22 protein-coding genes are annotated in these 18,442 nt (G+C 66.5%); 14 read left to right on the top strand and 8 right to left on the bottom strand.

Annotation, left to right across the window (positions count from 1 at the left end; all coding sequences use genetic code 11):
- Positions 1-20 precede the first annotated feature (20 nt).
- A complete protein-coding gene (locus DMP03_RS03380; protein WP_152119302.1) occupies positions 21-1,316 on the top strand; it encodes an MFS transporter in 1,296 nt (431 codons plus the stop codon).
- Between the two features lie 9 nt (positions 1,317-1,325).
- Here the strand turns inward: DMP03_RS03380 and DMP03_RS03375 are convergent, their stop codons facing one another.
- Positions 1,326-2,093, bottom strand: coding sequence for an enoyl-CoA hydratase-related protein (locus tag DMP03_RS03375; RefSeq protein WP_152119301.1), 768 nt, complete (start codon positions 2,091-2,093; stop codon positions 1,326-1,328).
- Positions 2,094-2,183: 90 nt separating this feature from the next.
- On the opposite strand from DMP03_RS03375, the gene mfnA reads away from it, so the two are divergent.
- From mfnA to DMP03_RS03340, 7 genes are read left to right on the top strand one after another with little or no spacing between them, the layout of a single operon-like run.
- Positions 2,184-3,242, top strand: a complete 1,059-nt coding sequence (mfnA, locus tag DMP03_RS03370; protein ID WP_152119300.1) for a tyrosine decarboxylase MfnA — start codon at positions 2,184-2,186, stop codon at positions 3,240-3,242.
- A 41-nt stretch (positions 3,243-3,283) separates the two neighbouring features.
- Positions 3,284-3,826: a YqaA family protein gene (locus tag DMP03_RS03365; protein ID WP_152119299.1), complete on the top strand. Its 543-nt coding sequence runs from the start codon at positions 3,284-3,286 to the stop codon at positions 3,824-3,826.
- Positions 3,827-3,874: 48 nt separating this feature from the next.
- Positions 3,875-5,986: a methionine--tRNA ligase gene (gene metG / locus DMP03_RS03360; RefSeq protein WP_152119298.1), complete on the top strand. Its 2,112-nt coding sequence runs from the start codon at positions 3,875-3,877 to the stop codon at positions 5,984-5,986.
- Positions 5,987-6,023: 37 nt separating this feature from the next.
- Complete coding sequence (locus DMP03_RS03355; RefSeq protein WP_152119297.1) at positions 6,024-6,272, top strand: DUF7312 domain-containing protein; 249 nt, start codon at positions 6,024-6,026, stop codon at positions 6,270-6,272.
- Positions 6,273-6,309: 37 nt separating this feature from the next.
- Positions 6,310-6,957: an NfeD family protein gene (locus DMP03_RS03350; protein ID WP_152119296.1), complete on the top strand. Its 648-nt coding sequence runs from the start codon at positions 6,310-6,312 to the stop codon at positions 6,955-6,957.
- A gap of 50 nt (positions 6,958-7,007) precedes the next feature.
- Positions 7,008-8,171, top strand: a complete 1,164-nt coding sequence (locus DMP03_RS03345; protein ID WP_152119295.1) for an SPFH domain-containing protein — start codon at positions 7,008-7,010, stop codon at positions 8,169-8,171.
- 37 nt (positions 8,172-8,208) lie between these two features.
- A complete protein-coding gene (locus DMP03_RS03340) occupies positions 8,209-8,826 on the top strand; it encodes a winged helix-turn-helix transcriptional regulator (protein WP_152119294.1) in 618 nt (205 codons plus the stop codon).
- On the opposite strand, the gene DMP03_RS03335 is transcribed toward DMP03_RS03340, so the two are convergent.
- From DMP03_RS03335 to DMP03_RS03320, 4 genes are all read right to left on the bottom strand, one after another.
- Positions 8,816-9,061, bottom strand: a complete 246-nt coding sequence (locus DMP03_RS03335; protein WP_152119293.1) for a DUF7123 family protein — start codon at positions 9,059-9,061, stop codon at positions 8,816-8,818. The genes DMP03_RS03340 and DMP03_RS03335 overlap by 11 nt on opposite strands.
- Positions 9,062-9,224: 163 nt before the next feature.
- Positions 9,225-9,632: a TRAM domain-containing protein gene (locus DMP03_RS03330; RefSeq protein ID WP_152119292.1), complete on the bottom strand. Its 408-nt coding sequence runs from the start codon at positions 9,630-9,632 to the stop codon at positions 9,225-9,227.
- A 38-nt stretch (positions 9,633-9,670) separates the two neighbouring features.
- Positions 9,671-10,315: a YkgJ family cysteine cluster protein gene (locus DMP03_RS03325; RefSeq protein ID WP_152119291.1), complete on the bottom strand. Its 645-nt coding sequence runs from the start codon at positions 10,313-10,315 to the stop codon at positions 9,671-9,673.
- Positions 10,316-10,352: 37 nt separating this feature from the next.
- On the bottom strand, positions 10,353-10,754 hold the full coding sequence (locus tag DMP03_RS03320; RefSeq protein ID WP_152119290.1) for a pyridoxamine 5'-phosphate oxidase family protein: 402 nt from the start codon (positions 10,752-10,754) through the stop codon (positions 10,353-10,355).
- A gap of 165 nt (positions 10,755-10,919) precedes the next feature.
- Between DMP03_RS03320 and DMP03_RS03315 the strand changes: the two genes are divergently transcribed.
- Genes DMP03_RS03315 through DMP03_RS03295 form a run of 5 tightly spaced genes read left to right on the top strand, consistent with a single transcriptional unit; the run spans position 10,920 to position 13,970 of the window.
- Entirely contained in the window at positions 10,920-11,192 is a 273-nt protein-coding gene (locus DMP03_RS03315; RefSeq protein WP_075936722.1) for a MarR family transcriptional regulator, read from the top strand.
- A 24-nt stretch (positions 11,193-11,216) separates the two neighbouring features.
- A complete protein-coding gene (locus DMP03_RS03310; protein ID WP_152119289.1) occupies positions 11,217-11,978 on the top strand; it encodes an MBL fold metallo-hydrolase in 762 nt (253 codons plus the stop codon).
- 45 nt (positions 11,979-12,023) lie between these two features.
- Entirely contained in the window at positions 12,024-12,935 is a 912-nt protein-coding gene (locus DMP03_RS03305) for an RsmB/NOP family class I SAM-dependent RNA methyltransferase (protein WP_152119288.1), read from the top strand.
- A complete protein-coding gene (locus DMP03_RS03300) occupies positions 12,932-13,438 on the top strand; it encodes a DUF7122 family protein (protein WP_152119287.1) in 507 nt (168 codons plus the stop codon). Before DMP03_RS03305 ends, DMP03_RS03300 begins: the two co-directional genes overlap by 4 nt.
- Before the next feature lie 37 nt (positions 13,439-13,475).
- Positions 13,476-13,970: a hypothetical protein gene (locus DMP03_RS03295; RefSeq protein ID WP_152119286.1), complete on the top strand. Its 495-nt coding sequence runs from the start codon at positions 13,476-13,478 to the stop codon at positions 13,968-13,970.
- Here the strand turns inward: DMP03_RS03295 and DMP03_RS03290 are convergent.
- The gene (locus tag DMP03_RS03290) at positions 13,967-15,472 is read right to left on the bottom strand and encodes a DUF790 family protein (protein WP_152119285.1); all 1,506 of its coding nucleotides are present in this window, start codon (positions 15,470-15,472) and stop codon (positions 13,967-13,969) included. The two genes, DMP03_RS03295 and DMP03_RS03290, sit on opposite strands and share 4 nt — an antisense overlap.
- Positions 15,472-16,809: a DEAD/DEAH box helicase family protein gene (locus DMP03_RS03285; RefSeq protein ID WP_152119284.1), complete on the bottom strand. Its 1,338-nt coding sequence runs from the start codon at positions 16,807-16,809 to the stop codon at positions 15,472-15,474. The genes DMP03_RS03290 and DMP03_RS03285 overlap by 1 nt, the downstream gene beginning before the upstream one ends.
- An 84-nt stretch (positions 16,810-16,893) precedes the next feature.
- Here DMP03_RS03285 and DMP03_RS03280 point away from each other — a divergent pair, with 84 nt between their 5' ends.
- Positions 16,894-17,946, top strand: coding sequence for a glycosyltransferase (locus tag DMP03_RS03280; RefSeq protein ID WP_152119283.1), 1,053 nt, complete (start codon positions 16,894-16,896; stop codon positions 17,944-17,946).
- On the opposite strand, the gene cynS is transcribed toward DMP03_RS03280, so the two are convergent.
- On the bottom strand, positions 17,947-18,396 hold the full coding sequence (gene cynS / locus DMP03_RS03275; protein WP_197739281.1) for a cyanase: 450 nt from the start codon (positions 18,394-18,396) through the stop codon (positions 17,947-17,949). It abuts the gene before it with no gap.
- Positions 18,397-18,442: the final 46 nt, after the last annotated feature.

Raw genomic sequence — 18,442 nt, 5'->3', positions numbered from 1 at the left:
CTCGCCGCTATGTCGGGTGAATGGTTCTGAGGACAGACAACCGCGTGCTCGCGCTGGCCTTCGCCCGGATGGCAGACTCGCTCGGCAACTCCTTTCTCATTATCGTCCTCCCGCTGTACATCGCTTCAGGGGAGATATCGCTCGTCGGTCTCGACGGCTTCTCGACGGAGCTGCTCATCGGCGTCGTGCTCTCGCTGTTCGGTCTGCTCAACAGTTCGCTCCAGCCGTTCAGCGGCCGACTCTCCGACCGGACCGGCGCGCGGAAACGCTACATCCTCGCCGGGCTGGTCGTGCTCGCGGTCGGGAGCGCAATCTACCCGTTCGTCACCTCCTACTGGGCCGTACTCGGCGCGCGGGCGATGCAGGGTATCGGCGCGGCGCTGACGGTCCCCATCGTGCTCGCGCTGGTCAACGACTACAGCGACGACGCCGGCCGCGGCAACGACTTCGGGATCTTCAATACCTTCAGGCTCATCGGCTTCGGCTTCGGTCCAATCGTCGCCGGACTGCTCATCACGGGCGGGGTCGCCTCGGAGACGGTCGTCAGCTATGACCTGCTCGGGGCGACGGTGTCGGGCTTCGACGCCGCCTTTGCCGTGGCGGTCGTCGGTGCGCTCGTCGCGTTCGTCCTCGTCTCGGTTCTCGTCGATGACCCAGAGGACCTCGAAGGCTCCGCGAGCGAGGACCTCTCGATTCGAATCCGCACCGAAGACGGACTCGACCCCGTCTTCGTCGTCGGGATCGGCACGTTCTTGATGGCGACGGGAATCGGTATCTTCGCGACGCTCCAGGAGGTCATCAACGCACAACTCAACCAGACGCCGTTTCTCTTCTCAGTTCAGTTCGCGGCGGTCGTCATCGCGAACGTGCTCTTTCAGGTGCCAATCGGTCGGGCGTCCGACCGCTACGGCCGGCGACCCTTCCTCGTGTGGGGGTTCGTCCTCCTGATTCCCTCGCTCGCGTTACAGGGGCTGATTCCGTCACTCGCGGCCACACTCCCGGCGACCGTCGCCGGCGTCGGCACCGGCTCGCTGTTGATGCTCGCGTTTCGGCTCCTCCAGGGAATCTCGGTGGCTATGGTGTTTGCCCCCGGACTGGCCGTAGCGGGTGACCTCGCCCGCGAGGGGGAGTCCGGCACCACCTTGTCGGTCCTCACGACGGCGTTCGGCTTCGGCATCGCCGCCGGGCCGCTCGTGTCGGGCGTGCTCGTCCGATTCGGCTTCGCGTGGCCCTTCTTCGCGGTCGCGGCGCTCGCGGCCGTCGCGCTCGTGTTGACCTACTCAGAGGTGGAAGAGACCGCACCCGCCGTGACCTGACGCGATCTGCTACTCGAAGTCGGGGTCGCGGTCGTCGAGGAACGCCGCCATCCCCTCGCGCTGGTCGTCGGTGTCGAACAGCGACGCCCAGGTCCGGCGCTCGAAGTCGAGACCAGCAGCGAGGTCGGTCGTTCGGGCCTGGTTGAGTGATTCCTTGGCGGCCCTCATCGCGGTCGTCGGCTTCGCCGCGAGGTCGGCTGCCATCGCGGCGGCGTGGTCGTCTAAGTCGTCGTGGGCGATGACCTCGCCGACGAGTCCGAGGTTGTAGGCGTCGCTCGCGTCGATCCGCTCGCCGAACATGATGAGTCGACGCGCCGTCTCGTCGCCGACGAGTCGGGGGAGCCGCTGTGTGCCACCCCATCCCGGCGTGATACCGAGGTCGATCTCCGTGTGTCCGACGACGGCCCGCTCGCTCGCGACCCGGAAGTCACACGCCAAGGCGAGTTCACAGCCGCCGCCGATTGCGTAGCCGTTGATGGCCGCGATGACGGGCGCGGGGAACGATTCGACGGCCGACATCACGTCGTGACCGAGCCGGGAGTACGCCTCGGCCTCGGTCGTATTCATCTCGGCCATCTCCGCGATATCCGCGCCGGCGACGAAGGCGTCGTCACCAGCACCCGTGATGACGAGCGCTTGCGCCTCGCCGCGGGCCTCCTCCAGTGCCGCATCGAGCGCCTCCAGCGTGGCGGTGTCGAGCGCGTTCAGGTGCGCGGGCCGGTCGATAGTCAGCGTCGCTACGTCGCCGTCGAACGCCAGTGCGACTCGCTCGCTCATACCCGAGGGTCTCCGGCCCGGCAAATAAGTCCACCCACGCGATCAGCGAAGTAGAGTCATTAAAGTCGCTCGTCCGCCTCGTGTCGGTAGATGGAGTTGGGGATTCCGCAGTCGTTCTCGCGCGTGCTCTCTTCGATGTGTACGGAGCCACACCCGGCCGCCCGTGAGGCCGCAGAGCGGTTCATCGCCACCAACCCGGGCGACCCCGGAACCTACGACACCGTCGCCGACCTCGAATCGACGGTGGTCGACCGGCTCGGCGAGGTTGCCGGGCTCGATGAGCCGGCGGGTTACGTCGCTTCCGGCGGCACCGAGGCGAACGTTCAGGCGCTCCGGCTCGCCCGAAACCGCGCTGACACTCCCGACCCGAACGTCGTCGTCCCGGCCTCGGGGCACTTCTCGTTTACCAAGGCCGCCAACGTGCTCGGTGTCGAACTCCGGGTCGCCCCGCTCGACGGCTACACCGTCTCGCTGGAGGCAGTCGAGGAGCTACTCGACGCGGACACGGTCGCCGTCGTCGGCGTCGCCGGCTCGACCGAGTATGGGCGCGTGGACCCGATTCCCGCCCTCGCCGACCTCACCGCCGACGCGCCCGGCGACCCACTCCTCCACGTCGACGCCGCGTGGGGCGGGTTCGTCCTCCCGTTCACCGACTACGCGTGGGGCTTTGCCGACGCCGCCGTCGACACGCTCACCATCGACCCGCACAAGATGGGGCAGGCGGTCGTACCGGCCGGCGGGCTGCTGGCGCGCGAGGAGTCGCTGCTCGCCGAGCTCGCCGTCGACACGCCGTATCTCGAATCTACCAGCCAGATCACGCTCACGGGGACGCGCTCGGGAGCGGGCGTCGCGAGCGCGGTCGCGGCGCTCGACGCGCTGTGGCCGGACGGCTACCGCGAGCAGTACGAGACCTCACAGGCGAACGCGGAGTGGCTCGCGGCGGAGCTTCGTTTGCGGGGCGACGAGGTCGTCTCGCCGACGCTCCCACTGGTCGCGGCCGACATCGGTACCGAGGCAATCGACGCAGTTCGCGACGCCGGGTGGCGGCTCTCGCGCACCGAACGGGGCGAGGCCCGGTTCGTGATGCAGCCGCACGTCACTCGCGAGACGCTGTGTGCGTTCCTCACAGACCTCGATAGACTCCGGTAGAGAGCGATACGCTTAGGCAGGCCCCGGGCAAGTGATTCGATGTGTCACTGATCCCGTTGGTTTTCGGCTTCGACTTCTCGCCGCTCGTGGAGTTCGTCGAGTCGTCGAGCGGTCTCCTCTCGCTGCTCGCCGTAGCTGTCTACTCGTTTCTCATCGCCGTCGTCCTCCCGCTGCCGAGCGAGATTGTCCTCTTTGCGACGCCGAATCTCGGTCTCCCGCCGGCTGTCGAGTTGACCATTCTCATCCTCGTTTCCGGGCTGGGGAAAGCCGCCGGCTCGGTGTTCGCCTTCCGCGTCGGTCACGGCGTCAAGGAGTCCGGCCCCGTAATTCGCGCGCTCCGGCGCTCGCCGATCGACGTGGTCGCGTGGTCAGAACGCAAGACCGTCGAGGTCGCACAGGAGTACGGCTACATCGGGCTCGCGTTCGCACTCTCGATTCCCTTCTTCCCCGACACGATCTCCATTTACGCGTTCACCGTCTTAGAGGAGAACTACGCGAAGTTCGCCGCCGCCACCTTCGTCGGCAGCGTCGGCCGACTGCTCGTGTGGATTGCCTTCTTCGATACCCTCACCTCGGTGTTGTGAGAGTCCCGAATCGGGGGGGTTTAGGTCGCCCACGGGACTAGCAGAAGTATGACACGCGACGACTATCCCACCGACGAGCCGGCGGTGGTCACCTGCGGGCTGCCGTACGCCAACGGTGACCTCCACGTCGGCCACCTGCGCACGTACGTGAGCGGGGACGCGCTCGCTCGCGCGCTCGACAGTCTCGGTCAAGAGACGGCGTTCGTCTCCGGTTCGGACATGCACGGGACGCCCATCGCCGTTAACGCCGCCGAGGCCGGCGTCGACCCCGAGTCGTACGCCTACGAGTACCACGACCAGTACGAACGGACGTTCCCGAAGTTCAACGTCGAGTTCGACCACTACGGCGACACCCACGACGCGACCAACACCGAACTCACCCAGTCGTTCGTCCGGTCGTGGCTCGACAACGACCACGTCTTCGAGCGGGAGATTCAGGTGGCGTGGGACGCCGACGAGGACCAACCGCTCCCGGACCGCTACGTCGAGGGGACCTGCCCCTACTGCGGGGAGACGGCCCGCGGCGACGAGTGCGACGACGGCTGCCAGCGTCACCTCGAGCCGGGCGAAATCGAGGACCCGGTCTCGACCCTCACGGGAAATCCGGCCGAGTACCGCACCCGCGAGCACAAGTTCCTCCGGCTCGGCGACTTCCAGGAGTATCTGTCCGGATTTCTCGACCGACTCGAAGGAACCGACAACGCGCAAAATCAGCCCCGCGAGTGGGTTGAGGGCGAACTCGAGGACCTCTGTATCACCCGCGACATGGACTGGGGAATCGACTACCCCGGCGAAGGCGAGGAGGACCTCGTGCTCTACGTCTGGGTCGACGCCCCAATCGAGTACGTCGCCGCGACGAAACAGTACAGCGAGGAGTCCGACTTCGACTGGGAGGCCGCGTGGCAGTTCGACGGCGAGACGCGTCCCGGCGTACAGTGGGACGAGACGTGGAATGATGACGGCGGCGATCTCATCCACGTCATCGGCCAGGACATCATCCAACACCACACCGTCTTCTGGCCGGCGATGCTCCGCGGAGCGGGCTACAACGAACCCCGTGCCGTGATGGCCTGCGGGTTCGTCAACCTCGCGGGAGAGGCCTTCTCCACGAGCCGAAACCGTGCGGTGTGGGCCGACGACTACCTCGAAACCGGTCTCGACCCCGACCTGTTCCGGTACCAGGTCATCACCGGCTCGGAGTTCACCGCCGACGTGAACTTCTCGTGGGACGCGCTACAGGAGCGGACGAACAACGACCTCGTTGGCGTGCTCGGCAACTTCGCCTACCGGTCGCTGCTGTTCGCCGAGCGCAACTTCGACGGCACGCCCGACGCCGACGTGAGCGAGGACGTGCGCGAACACATCGACGGGGCAATCGGTGCCGTCCACGAGGCCGTCAACGACTACTCGGTGCGGGGGCTGGGCGAGGCACCCATCGACCTCGCGCGCTTCGGCAACGAGTACATCCAGCGCAACGAGCCGTGGAAGCTCACCGACGAGGACCCCGAGCGCGCGGCACAGGTCATCCGCGACTGCGTCCAGCTCGTGAAGGCGACGGCCGTGCTCATGGAGCCGGTGCTGCCGGGCAAGGCCGAGGAGCTGTGGGCGCAGTTGGGCGAGGACGGCAGCGTCCACGAGGCCGCCCTCTCGGACGCGCTTGAGGCCCCGCCAGCGGAGTTCGGTGAGCCGACGGAGCTGTTCGAGCAAATCGAAGACGACACCGTCGAGGAACTCAACGCCGACCTCGAATCGCGCGTCGAGGACGCGAGCGAGGAGAGCGAAGAGACGGACGACAGAGATGCAAGCGAGGGCGAAGATGGTGACCTCGAACCGATCGTCGAGAACACCATCGGCTTCGAGGAGTTCCAGGACCTCGACCTCCGTGTCGGCGAGATTCGAGCCGCGGAAGGTATCGAGGGGGCCGACGAGCTCGCGAAACTGGAGGTCGACATCGGCCACGAGGTCCGCCAGATCGTCGCCGGCATCAAACAGCTACACGACCTCGACGCGCTTCCGGGAACGAAGGTCGTCGTCGTCGCGAACATGGAGCCGGCCGAGCTGTTCGGCGTCGAGTCGAACGGGATGGTGCTCGCGGCGGGCGGGCAGGCGGACCTGTTGACGACTCACGACGACAGCGCCGTCGGTACGCGCGTCCGGTAGCCCGCGCACTTTTCTTATCGAGGGCAGTACTGCGGGTATGACCGACGACGAGCGCGAGTGGGACGACCCGCCCGGCGTGTGGGACGACGAGGAAGACGACGGAGCCGACGAAGCCGATGACGCCGGTGCGTTGAACGTCGCGACGGAAGGCGAGTCGTTCGTTCGGAGCGACGAGCGCGACCCGATAACGCCCGGCGACATCTCCGCCGAGCACGCGGCGTTCGTCCTGCTCGGAGCACTGTTCACGACGCTGGTGTTGGTGCGGCTCGCGAGCGGGGTGCTCTGAGGCGAACGCTTACGCGACCGGGGAGCCTATCGGCCCCATGGTCGATATCTTCGGGCTGCCCCTGTCGATGGTGTTGCTGTTGGTGGGGGCGGGGTTGATGTTGGCGGAGGCGCTCGCGCCGGGTGCCAACTTCATCGTGCTCGGCTCGGGGCTGACGGTGGCCGGACTCGTCGGCGTCCTGTTGAGTCCACTCATCGGCGGCGTGGCGATTATCCTCCTGATGACGCTCGTCTTTCTGCTGGCGAGCGGCGCGACCCTCGCCGGCTACCGACGGTTGGGCATCGGCACTGGTGGGTCGGGGAGCAAGACGACCGACTCCTCTTCGCTGCGAGGGAACACCGGGACGGTGACGGAACGGGTGACGAGCGACGGCGGCGAGGTCAAGCTCGACGACGGCGGCTTCAACCCCTACTACCGGGCGCGAGCGATGGACCGCCCGATCGAGGTCAGTACCGAAATCGTCGTGATGGACCCCGGCGGCGGAAACGTCGTCACCGTCGCGCCGGCCGGCGAGGACGACATCGACCGCGCGCTCAGAGAGGGCCGCGAACAGGGCCGAGCCACGAGTGCGACGGAGGAGACCGGGACGACCCGAGCCTCGGCATCGAACGGGGAGGCAAACTCCGACGGCGAATCAGAGTCCGACGGCGAGACGGACTCCGAGCGGGAGCCGGAATCGGCCTGAGCGACGGAACGGGGGGAATCCTTATGCGCTGTTTGGCCTAACATGAGACCATGCTGATAGCACTCCAAGCGGGCTTTGTGGGACCGGTCGTCGCGTTGGTCCTCCTCTCGCTCGCCATCATCACGGTGGCGTCGTCTGTCGTCATCGTGCAGGCGTACGAGAAGAAAGCGCTCACGCGGTTCGGTGAGTTCCAGAAGCTGCTCGAACCCGGGTTCAATCTGGTCGTGCCGTTCGTCTCCGCGACGTACGCGTTCGACATGCGGACACAGACGCTCGACGTGCCCCGACAGGAGGCAATCACCCGGGACAACTCCCCGGTGACGGCCGACGCCGTCGTCTACATCAAGGTGATGGACGCCAAGAAGGCGTTCCTCGAAGTCGACGACTACGAGCGGGCCGTCTCGAATCTCGCACAGACGACGCTGCGTGCCGTCATCGGCGACATGGAGTTAGACGACACGCTCAACAAGCGCCAAGAGATCAACGCGCGCATCCGGAAGGACCTCGACGAACCGACCGACGAGTGGGGTGTCCGCGTCGAGTCCGTCGAGGTACGAGAGGTGAACCCGAGCAAGGACGTCCAGCAGGCGATGGAGCAACAGACCTCCGCAGAGCGCCGCCGCCGTGCCATGATTCTGGAGGCACAGGGTGAGCGACGCTCTGCCGTCGAGGAGGCGGAGGGTGAAAAGCAGTCGAACATCATCCGCGCACAGGGTGAAAAGCAGAGCCAGATCCTGGAAGCACAGGGAGACGCCATCTCGACCGTGCTGCGCGCGAAGTCCGCCGAGTCGATGGGCGAGCGGGCGGTCATCGACAAGGGGATGGAGACGCTCGCCGAGATGGGGACCAGCGAGTCCACGACGTTCGTGCTCCCGCAGGAACTCACGTCGCTCGTCGGTCGCTACGGCAAGCACATGACCGGCTCGGACGTCCAACAGTCCGAGAGCGTACTCGACTCGATGGACTTCGACGAGGAGACCCGCGAGATGCTCGGACTCGACGACATCGAGGAGATTCTCGGCCGCATCGACGAGGACGCCGAGATGGATGTCCAACAGATGGAGGCCGAAGCGGAGGCCATCAAGGCCGGCGCGGACGACGCAGACATCAAGAGCGCCAACGACGTCATCGAGGAGATGGACTCCGACATGGACGCCGAGACGAAAGCGGAGATGCGCGAGGCGATGGGCGACGCCGAAACGGAACAGGAGTAGCCGAAGCCGTTTTACCTGTCACTGACTCACGCGGAGTATGGACGGGGTGGACGAGAGCAAGCGGGCGACGCTAAAGCGCTTTGGCGCAATTGGCGCAGTGTCGCCGTTCGCCCGCTTTGCCGGCGACAACGACGACGACGGGCAGGAGCGCTCGGACCGTCGTGAGGCCATCGTCGGCTATCTCGCCACCACCCCCGGTGCACACTTCTCGAAGCTACGCGACGGCCTCAAGCTCGGCACCGGCGAGGCGCAACACCATCTCCGGCGGCTCGAATCCGACGGGAGAGTCGAGTCCGAGAAGGACGGCGACTACCGGCGCTACTTCCCGAGCGGTCGCTTCTCGGCGTTCGAGAAGCGCGCACTCGGCTATCTTCGGCGCGATACGGCCAGGAAGCTCGTGCTCGCGCTGTTGGCGAATCCCGACGCGACGGGCGGGGACCTCGCGGCGGAGTTGGGCGTCTCGCGCCCGACCGTGAGCCGGTACGTCGGCGAACTCGAGTCGGCCGGCCTGCTCTCGCGCGAGGACGGCTACGCGCTCGTCGCGCCCGAGCGGCTGCTCGTGCTCGTGGTTCGGTACGCGGACTCCTTCGGGCCGGAGACGGTTGCGTTTGCGGCCGATGCGAGCGACCTGCTCTCGTATGACCCTACGTCGTGACCATCCAGGTCGTGCCCGACGAGTAGCCCCACTTCTCCACGTCGATACCGAAGTCGCCCTCACAGATCGCACTCATGTTGGTACCGACCTCTTTTGCCGACAGGTCAAGCTCCTCGCCGATTGCGCGTGACTTGAAATACGTCTCCGTGGCGGCCGCCTCGCGCAGATACGCGAGGATTCGCTGTTGTTTCTCGCTCAGGTCGGTCGCGGTCGCCGGGGTAGCTGTCGCGCTCATACCTCACCATACCACCAGCACATAAAATGCCGTTTGGTACAGCGTGTTAATTTCGGCGCTGTCTTGCGTTTTCAGGCACAAATACGGGACCACCGAGGTCGGTGGCGGGTGGGTGAGCCGCGTCGCTGGTAGAGGAGAGAAATCGGTGACGGAACGCGCGTGGCTACTCGATGACCTCGCCAACCGCGAAGTTGGACTTCACTTCCGTCACCTCGATTTTGACGCGCTCGCCGATGTCCGTGTCGGGGACGATGATGACGTAGCCGCGCTCGACGCGAGCGATGCCGTCGCCCTGCTTCCCGATATCTTCCACCTCAACGTAGCGAATCTCGCCCGGCTCGACGGGCGGGCGCGGTTCCCCACTTGCGGTTTCACCGGCGGTCTCGGCGCGGTCGCTCTCGACGCTTGCGGCGTCGTCCTCGCCGGCAGCGATGAGGGCGACGCGGTACGTCTCACCCGCTTCGATTTCACCGGTGTCGAGTTCGCGGCGCGGCACCTCGACCACGTATCGGTCGTCGTCGCTCTCGACATCGGCGCTGAACAGACAGAGGAGTTTCTCGGAGATCTCCATAGACGCGCGATACATCTCCCGGGGAGTTTAAAGCTCTTTCACTGCCCAGCAGGGGTGCCGTCCGGCCGCTTCGGTCCCTCGGAGTCGTAGACCACCACTTCACCGGCGTCCGTCGCGACGGGTTCGTAGTTGTCGCGCACGCCGATCGCCTCCTCCAGTTCGCGCACGGCCCGTTCCTTGAGCGCGGCGGCCAACTCCTCGGCTTCGGCTCGGGAGATATCGCGGCCGAGTCCCTCACACTCGTGGGCGCGGACCATTCCTTCCGAGTCGACGGCCTCGCCCATCGGCTGTGAGGTGCCGCCCAACGCGACGGAGAAGGGGTAGGTGTGACAGATGAGCGGCCGGTCGGCGTGGACCGTACAGCCCCCCGACTCGTCGCCGTCGTAGAAGACACAGTCGCCACAGGCGTCCGTCTGGAGCGCCCACTCGAACGTCTCGCCCTCGGGACCGTCCGGCCCGTCTTCCAGACCGTACGGCATCGGGCGGGCCACGTCGCGCCACTCGTCGTCGGTTAGCTCGCGCACTTCGTCGGGAAACACGGTAGCGGTGTGGTCGTCGTCGGGTTCGGCCGTACAGCAGGCTCCACAGTGGGTACACTCGAAGCCGATGGATTCGATTGCGTCGGCGAGACTCGCGGTGTCAAGCTCGCGGGCGCGGGCGAGTTCGGTTTCGAGTGAGTCCATATCCGGTGTTCGGCCCGCGGGGGGAGAAAGATTCCGCTCAGCCGGTGTGGGTGACCGAGTCGGGTGAGATGCGGACGAGGACGCGCTCGCCGTCCTCCTCGCCGTGGTGTGGGTACTCGTCGACGCCCATGTAACGGGCCGCGAGTTTGTCGATGTGGTCAACCGCGCCATCGGTCGTGAGTTCGGCCGTCCCGCGCACGGCGAGGTACCGATAGCCGTCTTCGGGGTCCGTCATGCTGACGGCAACGCGCGGGTCCTTGCGGATGTTCTTCTCCTTGCGGCGACCCCGCGCCGTGTTGACGAGGAGTTCGTCCGCGTCGGCGTCGTAATCTACCCAGACGGGTGTGGTCTGTGGTGCACCATCAGGCAACAACGTCGAGATGTGTGCGAAGGTCCGTTTCTCGAACAGGTCGTGGAACTCGGCGGGAATACTCGCCATACACGCCCGACCACGCCGTCGTAGGTAAGTATTGCACACAGTTTCGGTGTTGGCAAGATATGACAGCGTGCTATGTATAAGGGGCAATTATACACTTGGTGGTGTTTCGAGTGTTATGACCTGAATATAGGGAACACTTACCACCGTCCACAGGCAGCGGTTGGTATGAGCGCACTAACCGAGAAGTCCGTCGAAGAGAACCCACTGTCCGACCCCGAGTTCCGCGAGACCCTGCGCGAGCTCCCGCCGAGCGCGAAGCTCGTCGCAAAAGTGCTGGACGACGAGAGCCCGCTCTCGCAGGGCCAACTCGCCGAGGAGTCGCTGTTGCCCGACCGCACCGTCCGCTACGCCCTGAATCGTCTGGAAGAGGAGGGTCTCGTCGGCTCCCGCTACAGCTTCCACGACGCACGCAAGCAGGTCTACTTCCTCGCCAACTAAGTCCGGGCGACGCGTTCGGCCACCGTGCACGTCCATCGCGTCCCGGTGACGTTTCCGAACGTCCCGACCGGCTCCGTCAACGCCTATCTGCTCGCCGGCGAGTCGACGACTCTCGTCGACCCGCCCGAGCGCCACCCCGAACTCGACAGCCTCGTCGCCGACCACGACCTCGATTACGTGCTCGCAACACACCACCACTCCGACCACGCGGGCGGTATCGCCCACTACGCCCGCGAGTACGACGCGACCGTCGCCTGCCGTGCCGGTCGCGTTGCCGACTTCCGAGCGGCGACCGGCGTCGACCCCGACCGAACCTACCGCGAGGGAACCAGTCTCGCCGGCATACGCGTTGTCGACACGCCCGGCCACGCGCCCGAACACGTCGCGTTCGCCACGCCCGAGGGGTTAGTTGCCGGCGACCTCGCCATCGGAGAGGGTTCCGTCGCCGTCGCCGCCCCGGAGGGAGACATGCGCGCGTACGTCACCTCCCTGCGCCGGGTCTGGGCACGCGCCCCGGACCGTATCTATCCGGGCCACGGCCCGACCATCGAGGACGCGCGCGACACCTGTGAGCGACTCATCGCCCACCGACGCAAGCGCGAACGCCGAATTTTCGACGTAGTCACGGAAGGTGCCTACACCCTCGACGCCGTGACCGACGGCGCGTACACGAAGGACATCTCCGCCGTTCGCGAGCTCGCGGTGGCGACCGTCGAGGCCCACGTCGAGAAGTTGGCCGTCGAGGGTCGACTCCGGTGGGACGGCGAACAGGTCCGGCCGGCCTGAGTCGGGACTCGAAATCCCCAAGCCTCCGGGGTCGTTCGAGGCGGTATGGACGACCCGCTCGCCCGCTACGAGCCGCTCATCGACGACTACGAGCAGTTCCGGGCCACCTGCGCGGAGCCGCTCCCGCAGGTCGTCCGGGTGAACACCGTCAAGGCGACGACCGACCGGGCGACGGCGGCACTCGACGACGCCGGTATCGCCTACGAACAGGCCGACTGGTACGGTGAGCTGCTTCGCTTGGAGCTCGAAAAGCCCGGCAACACGTGGCCATACGTCCACGGCTGGCTCTACGGACAGGAGGAGGTCTCAGCGATTCCCGGTCTCGTCTGTGACCCGCAACCCGGCGAGCGCGTCCTCGATCCGTGTGCAGCACCCGGGTCGAAGACGACACACCTCGCCGCGCTGATGGACGACACCGGCTTGCTCGTCGCCAACGACTCGAATCTCGGGCGACTGTCGGCGCTCCGGTCGAACACCGAACGCTGCGGGCTGACCAACGTCGCCGTCGCGAAGTCCGACGCGCGGAACTTCTCGCTGAAACCCTTCGGCGGCGAGCAGTTCGACCGCGTGCTCGCCGACGTTCCCTGCTCGTGTGAGGGGACCGTCCGGAAGAACCCAGACATCTTCGACGAGTGGACGTTAGACCACGTCCACGGAATCGCGGGTATCCAGAAAGGCGTGCTCTCGCGGTCTATCGAGGTGACCGAACCCGGCGGCACGGTCGTCTACTCGACGTGTACCTTCGCGCCCGAGGAGAACGAGGCCGTCCTCGACCACGTGCTCGGGGAGCACGACGTGTCCCTCGTCGAGTACGACCTCCCGCTGGAGACGCGCCCCGGCGTGACCGAGTGGGACGGAGTGGAGTTCGACGGCTCAGTGCGGAAGGCCAAACGCGTCTACCCGCACCTGAACGACACGGGGGGCTTCTTCTGTGCGAAGCTGGAGGTGCACGCATGAGAGACAACGACGGCCACCAGTTCGGTCGGCTCCCCGCGACCGAGCGCGACCGCGAGGTCGAGGGTCGCCCGACCCGCGAAGCAGTCGTCGACTTCTGGCAAGAGCGCTACGGCATCCCGGCCGCGACGTGGGGCGACTACTCCTTCTGGGAGCGCGGCTCCGGCAAAATCTGGGCGTTTCACGGTGAGGTGCCCTCACCCGCCCGGATTCAGGGACTCGGCATGTCGGTGCTTCGGACCGACCACGAACACTGGAAGCCGACGACCAACGCGGCCCAACGGTTTGGCGGACTGGCGACCGACTGCGTCATCCACCTCGAAGAGGCGGAGGCGACGGCCTTCCTCGCGGGCCACGACCAGGAGATAGACCGCTGGGACGGTGACTGGGGGTATCTCGTCGTCACGCACGACATCGGAGGCGAGCAGGAACCGATCGGGACCGGACTGTATCTGTACGGCGAACTGCGCTCGCAGATACCGAAGGGTCGCCAGCGCGACCTGTAGTCCGCATACTGATACGGGTGGCCCACGACGTACGGGTATGGACCGGCAGTTCCTCGCAGTGACGGCGGCCTCCGTACTGTTGCTCGGCGGCGGCATCGGCGCGGGCGTCTATCTCGACTCGACCGGCACGTTCGACCAGCGTGCCGAAGCCGCGCCCGCAGTCACCTACTTCGAGGGCGGCAACGCCACCTGTCTGCCCGCGGACACAGACGCGCCGATGGTCACCATCAACAACGACACCGAGGGGAGTTACGTCTCCATCGACGGAGTGATACCGGTCGACCGGAATCGTGCCCGCGTCACGAACGCCACGCTCGAACAGCTCGACCGCACCACCTACGAGCTCACATACACGACCGCCTCTCGAACCCTCGACTGTCCCGAGGGTCGCGCGCCGACCGTCGATGCACAGACCGCGGTGCAACTCCCACACCCGGGCCCCGAGCTGTTCGGAGTGGAACTGCTCTACCCCGACGGCACGGAGTACCGCATCCGCAAGACCGGGGGCGACCCGAGCGTCGAGGAAATCTAGTCTTTCTTCTTGAGGACGCCGCCACCGAGCCCCTCCCACTCGACTCGGTAGCCGAGCCGCGACAGGACGGCACTCGTGTCCGAGAGGTCCTCTCCGGCAAGCGTCGACTCCACTGCGTCCAGCGACTGCCCGGCCTCGATTGTCTCCGCGACGGTGTCGAGCACGGCCGGCCGGACGAGCGTGCGCCCCACGATTTCGTGGTCGGGGAACGCCACCGAGTCGAGCGTCTGTTCGCTCACACCGTGCTCGTCGGCGAGGTCGGCGAGCGAAATCACGTCGTCGTCGGGCCGCAGTTCGTCGGGGAGTGACGCCCGCGCCTCAGTGAGTAGGTCAGCCTCGTACTCGCGGAGCGCGTCGACCACGTCCTTGACCCGGACCGTCCCCGAGTACGGTATCGCGCCGTCGGTGAGCGCCTCGACTTCTTCGCCGACGCCGAGTGATTCGTCGACGGCGACCAGGAAGGCCACGTCTTCGAGGTCGCCAAAGCGCGAGAGCTTCTTCGCGACGTATTCGGGCGTCCAGAATCCCATCACCTCGAAGAAGACGCGGAACTCGCCGTGGTTCCAGTCGAAGGCGAAATCCGGGATGACGACGTGTTCACCGGCGGCGAGTGGTTCGGGTTCACGCACCAGCGACCAGTCTAAATCGAGCGACTGGAACCGGGCGGCGAAGTCGGCTTCCACCCCCGAGTCGAAGGTCATCTCGGTCACCGGTTCGACGCCAGGGACCGACACGTCGGACTCGTCAAGTCGGAGCGTGCGCTCGGTGTTGCGGTCGTCGATAGTCGCCTCCAGCGTCCACTCGCTCGCGCTCGCGACCGTCCGGAGCAGGCGCGCGAATCGCGTCCCGTAGCGGCGCGACCGTCTGAACAGCGCGTCCGGGCCGGTGACGACGACCTCCCGACCCTGGTCGGTCCGGCGAATCTCGTACAGCAGACGGAGCCGTTTCACTGTCGAGACGAGCGTCGCCGGGTCCGACGACCGGACGCACACCTCCGTCGCGTCGAACAGCGCAGTCTGGGCGAGTGAGAGGTCATACTGTTCACACAGTGTCTCGGGTGTCCATCGAGAATCGAAGTTCACGAGCACCTGCTGCACCTCGCGGTCGGCGTACAGCGACTGCTCGATGCCGTCGGTCGGGACGCGCATCCGCTCGGCGGCGCGGTCGAGCGCTTCTCGCCGGTCGGCGTCGGTCGCGACACTCACCGACTCGGCACACTCGAAGACGAGACGCCGGGTTCGCTCGGGGTCGAGTGGCGCGCGCGTCTCGAAGGCGGTCTCCCGGTCAAGGAGCTTGGCGAACCCGCGCACGAGCTTGAACGCGAACTCGGCTTCAAGCTCGTCGAGCGCCGAATCGAGGTCGCCGCGCGTCTCCCCGACGTGACCCTGATACACCCCGAGCACGCGGGCCGCGAGGTCGCGCGCCTCGGCGTCGTCGCCGACGAACTGTGGGTGGTAGCCGCCGCCACGTCGCGAGACGCGAAGCAGCTCTTTCGTCAGCATTAGCGCCTCCGTGCCGCGACGCGTTCCTCGCTCGTTTCCTCGCTCACGACCTCATACAGCAGGGCGCGTCCGCCGTCTTCCTTCGGGCGGAGCACGCGACCCAACCGTTGGGTGAACTCTCGCTGGCTCCCCGACCCCGAGAGCACGACCGCGACGTTCGCGTCCGGCACGTCGACGCCCTCGTCGAGCACGTTCGCCGTCACGACCCGCGAGTAGTCGCCCTCGCGAAAGCGGTCGAGTATCTGGCTGCGCTCCGTCGTTCCGGTCTCGTTCGTGATCGCCGGCAGGAGGAACCGTTCGGAGAGGCGATACACGAGGTCGGTGTAGGCCGTGAAGACGATGATTCGGTCCTCGGCGTGGCGGTCGAGGATGTCGGAAAGCGTCTCCACCTTCGCGTCGGCGTTGGCGACGATTTCGCGAGCATGCTGTTTCGCCAACAGCGCTTCGCGTGCCTTGGGGTCGGTCCCGGAGCGCTTGACGAGTTCCTGATAGTCGCTGCCCGACCGAAGCTGGATGTCCGACTCGCGGAGGTAGTCGGTGAAGATGCCTTGCGCCTCGTCGTAGCGGGCGCGTTCTTCGGGACCGAGCGACACCTCGATGCGCTTGATGTCGTAGGGTGCGAGGTGGTCGCCCGCGAGGTCGTCCACCTCGAGGTCGTACACCAGCGGGCCGACCAATTCCTCAATCGCCTCGTGTGCGCCGTCGGGACGCTCGAAGGTGGCAGTCAGCCCGAGTCGTGCGGGGGCGGCCATCAGCCGCGCGATATCCCGATACCCTTCTCCGCCGAGGTGGTGTACCTCGTCGAAGACGAGTAGGCCGAACCGGTCGCCTAGCTCGTCAGCGCGGAGATACGCCGAGTCGTAGGTGGCGACGGTGACGGGTTCGACGCGCTGTTCACCGCCGCCCAGCTGTCCGACCGGTACGTCGAACTCGGCTTCGAGCTCGCCGCGCCACTGATTCAGCAGGTCGATCGTCGGGACGACGACCAGCGTCGGCGTCGCGAGTCGCTCGATTGCGCCGATTGCGATGACCGTCTTCCCGCTCCCAGTCGGGAGCTCGAGAACGCCGCGGCGGTCGCTCTCCTCCCACGCGTCCAGCGCGTCCCGCTGGTACTCGCGGAGGTCGTACGACGAGTGAAGCTCTGACACGTCGACGAGATCGAGCACGTCGTCGCGCACGTCCGCCGCGAGGGGGCGGAGCGCGTCCCGGAGCTGGGCGTACCGATACGCGGGAGCGCGTCCAGATTCCGAGCGGGGGTCGCGCTCGACTCCCGGCAGCGGGACGGACACCTCGCCGTCAACGCGAATCGTCCCCTCGTCGTACGTGAGCGACGCCATCGTCGGAAGGTCGACGCTTGCAGATAAAAATCCGCCGCGTCGGGCCGAGAGGTTTTTTATCCCCGCCGGCGGGAACCAGAGGTAATGCGGATTGCCGTCGTCGCCTTCGAGACCACACACCGGACAGCTAGGGCCGGCCTCAAACGTACGGAGGCGCTGGCGCGGGCGCTCTCCCGGCGCGGGCACGACGTGACCGTCTTCTGTACTCAGTGGTGGTACGGTCCCGACGCCGGTCCGTGGCGCGTGGACGACGACCTCAGATACCGCCGTATCGACATCGCGCCAGACCTCCCCTCCTCGGTCGTCCGCCTCCCGGTCCAGTTGGCGCGGTTCCGTCCGGACGTGATTCACGCCGCGCCTGCGCCGCCGGAGCTGTTACTTTCGGCTCGCGTCGGGGCGACGCTCTCGCGCGCCCCACTCGTCTGTGACTGGTACGGCGACGAGCAGTTCGACTCCCGGTTGCTCGGCCCGGCCCGACGCGCACCGAGCCACACCGTCGTCCCCTCCGACTACGTCGAGTCCGGCCTTCGCGAGGATGGTATCGCGGGCGAGCATCTCACGGTGCTCCGCGAGTTCTTAGAGTTCGAGGCAATCGAGGCAGTCGAGCCGGCCGGCGAGGAACACATCGTCGCGGGGCGGCGGCTCGATTCGGACGCGAATCTGGAGTCGCTGTTTCTCGGCTTGGCCGAACTCAGACGGGAAGACTGGTCCGCGACCGTCATCGGCGACGGGCCGGCACGCGGGGAGTTCGAGCAGGCGGCCGCCGACCTCCGAATCGGCGACCGCGTCGAGTTCGTCGGCGACGTTCCGCGCGAGGAGCGTATCGCCCACTACCGGAACGCTCACACCTTCGTCCACACGGCTCGCCGGGAGTCGTTCGCCACGGAACTCATGTGGGCGCTCGCGTGTGGCTGTACCGGCGTCGTAGAGTATCAAAGCGACTCGGCGGCCCACGAACTCGTGGAGCGGCGACCCCGCGGCTTCCGGGTCACGACCTCCGAGGAGATCGCCGGCGCGATTCAGGACTCTCGCGACCTCGACCACCGAACCATCGACGACGACTTCCGCGAGTTCGACCGCGAGCGGGTGCTCGAGTCCCTGCTCGCGCTGTATCGCGACCTCGGCGCGGGTCAGTAATCACCACTTCTTGTACGGGAGAAACTTCCCCTCGTAGGTGATTCGAACCCGGTCGCCGTCGTTGTGGTCGACCCTGTCGACGTGACACTCGAAGTCGATGGCCGACATGATGCCGTCACCGAACTCCTCGTGGACGCAGGCCTTGATGGCGTCGCCGTACACCTGCGGAATCTCGTAGAGCCGGTACAACATCGGGTCCGAGGGGATGGTCGCTTCCTCGTCACCCTTGTACGGTTCACGCTGGAGTGCAGCGACGACCGCTTCGTCCTCTATGTCGAGTCGGGTACACAGGGCGCGTGCTTCCGCCTCGCTCGCGCTCACGTCGCCGAAGACGAGCGAGGCCGTCCACACCTCGTCGCGGTCGATTGCGTCGGTGAGGTCGACGAAATCGAGGTCCTGTTCGTGTTTTGCCTGCTTCAGTCGCGCCGTGGCGTCGGCTCGCGAGAGCATACCCGTCATTCGCTCGGCGCGGGCATGAAAACCGGTGGCCGCACGC

It is taken from the genome of Halosegnis rubeus, assembly GCF_009184545.1.
GTDB classification, from domain to species: Archaea; Halobacteriota; Halobacteria; order Halobacteriales; family Haloarculaceae; genus Halosegnis; species Halosegnis rubeus.
The sequence above is the reverse complement of the archived record's forward strand: the minus strand, read 5'-3'. Positions and strand labels throughout refer to the sequence as shown.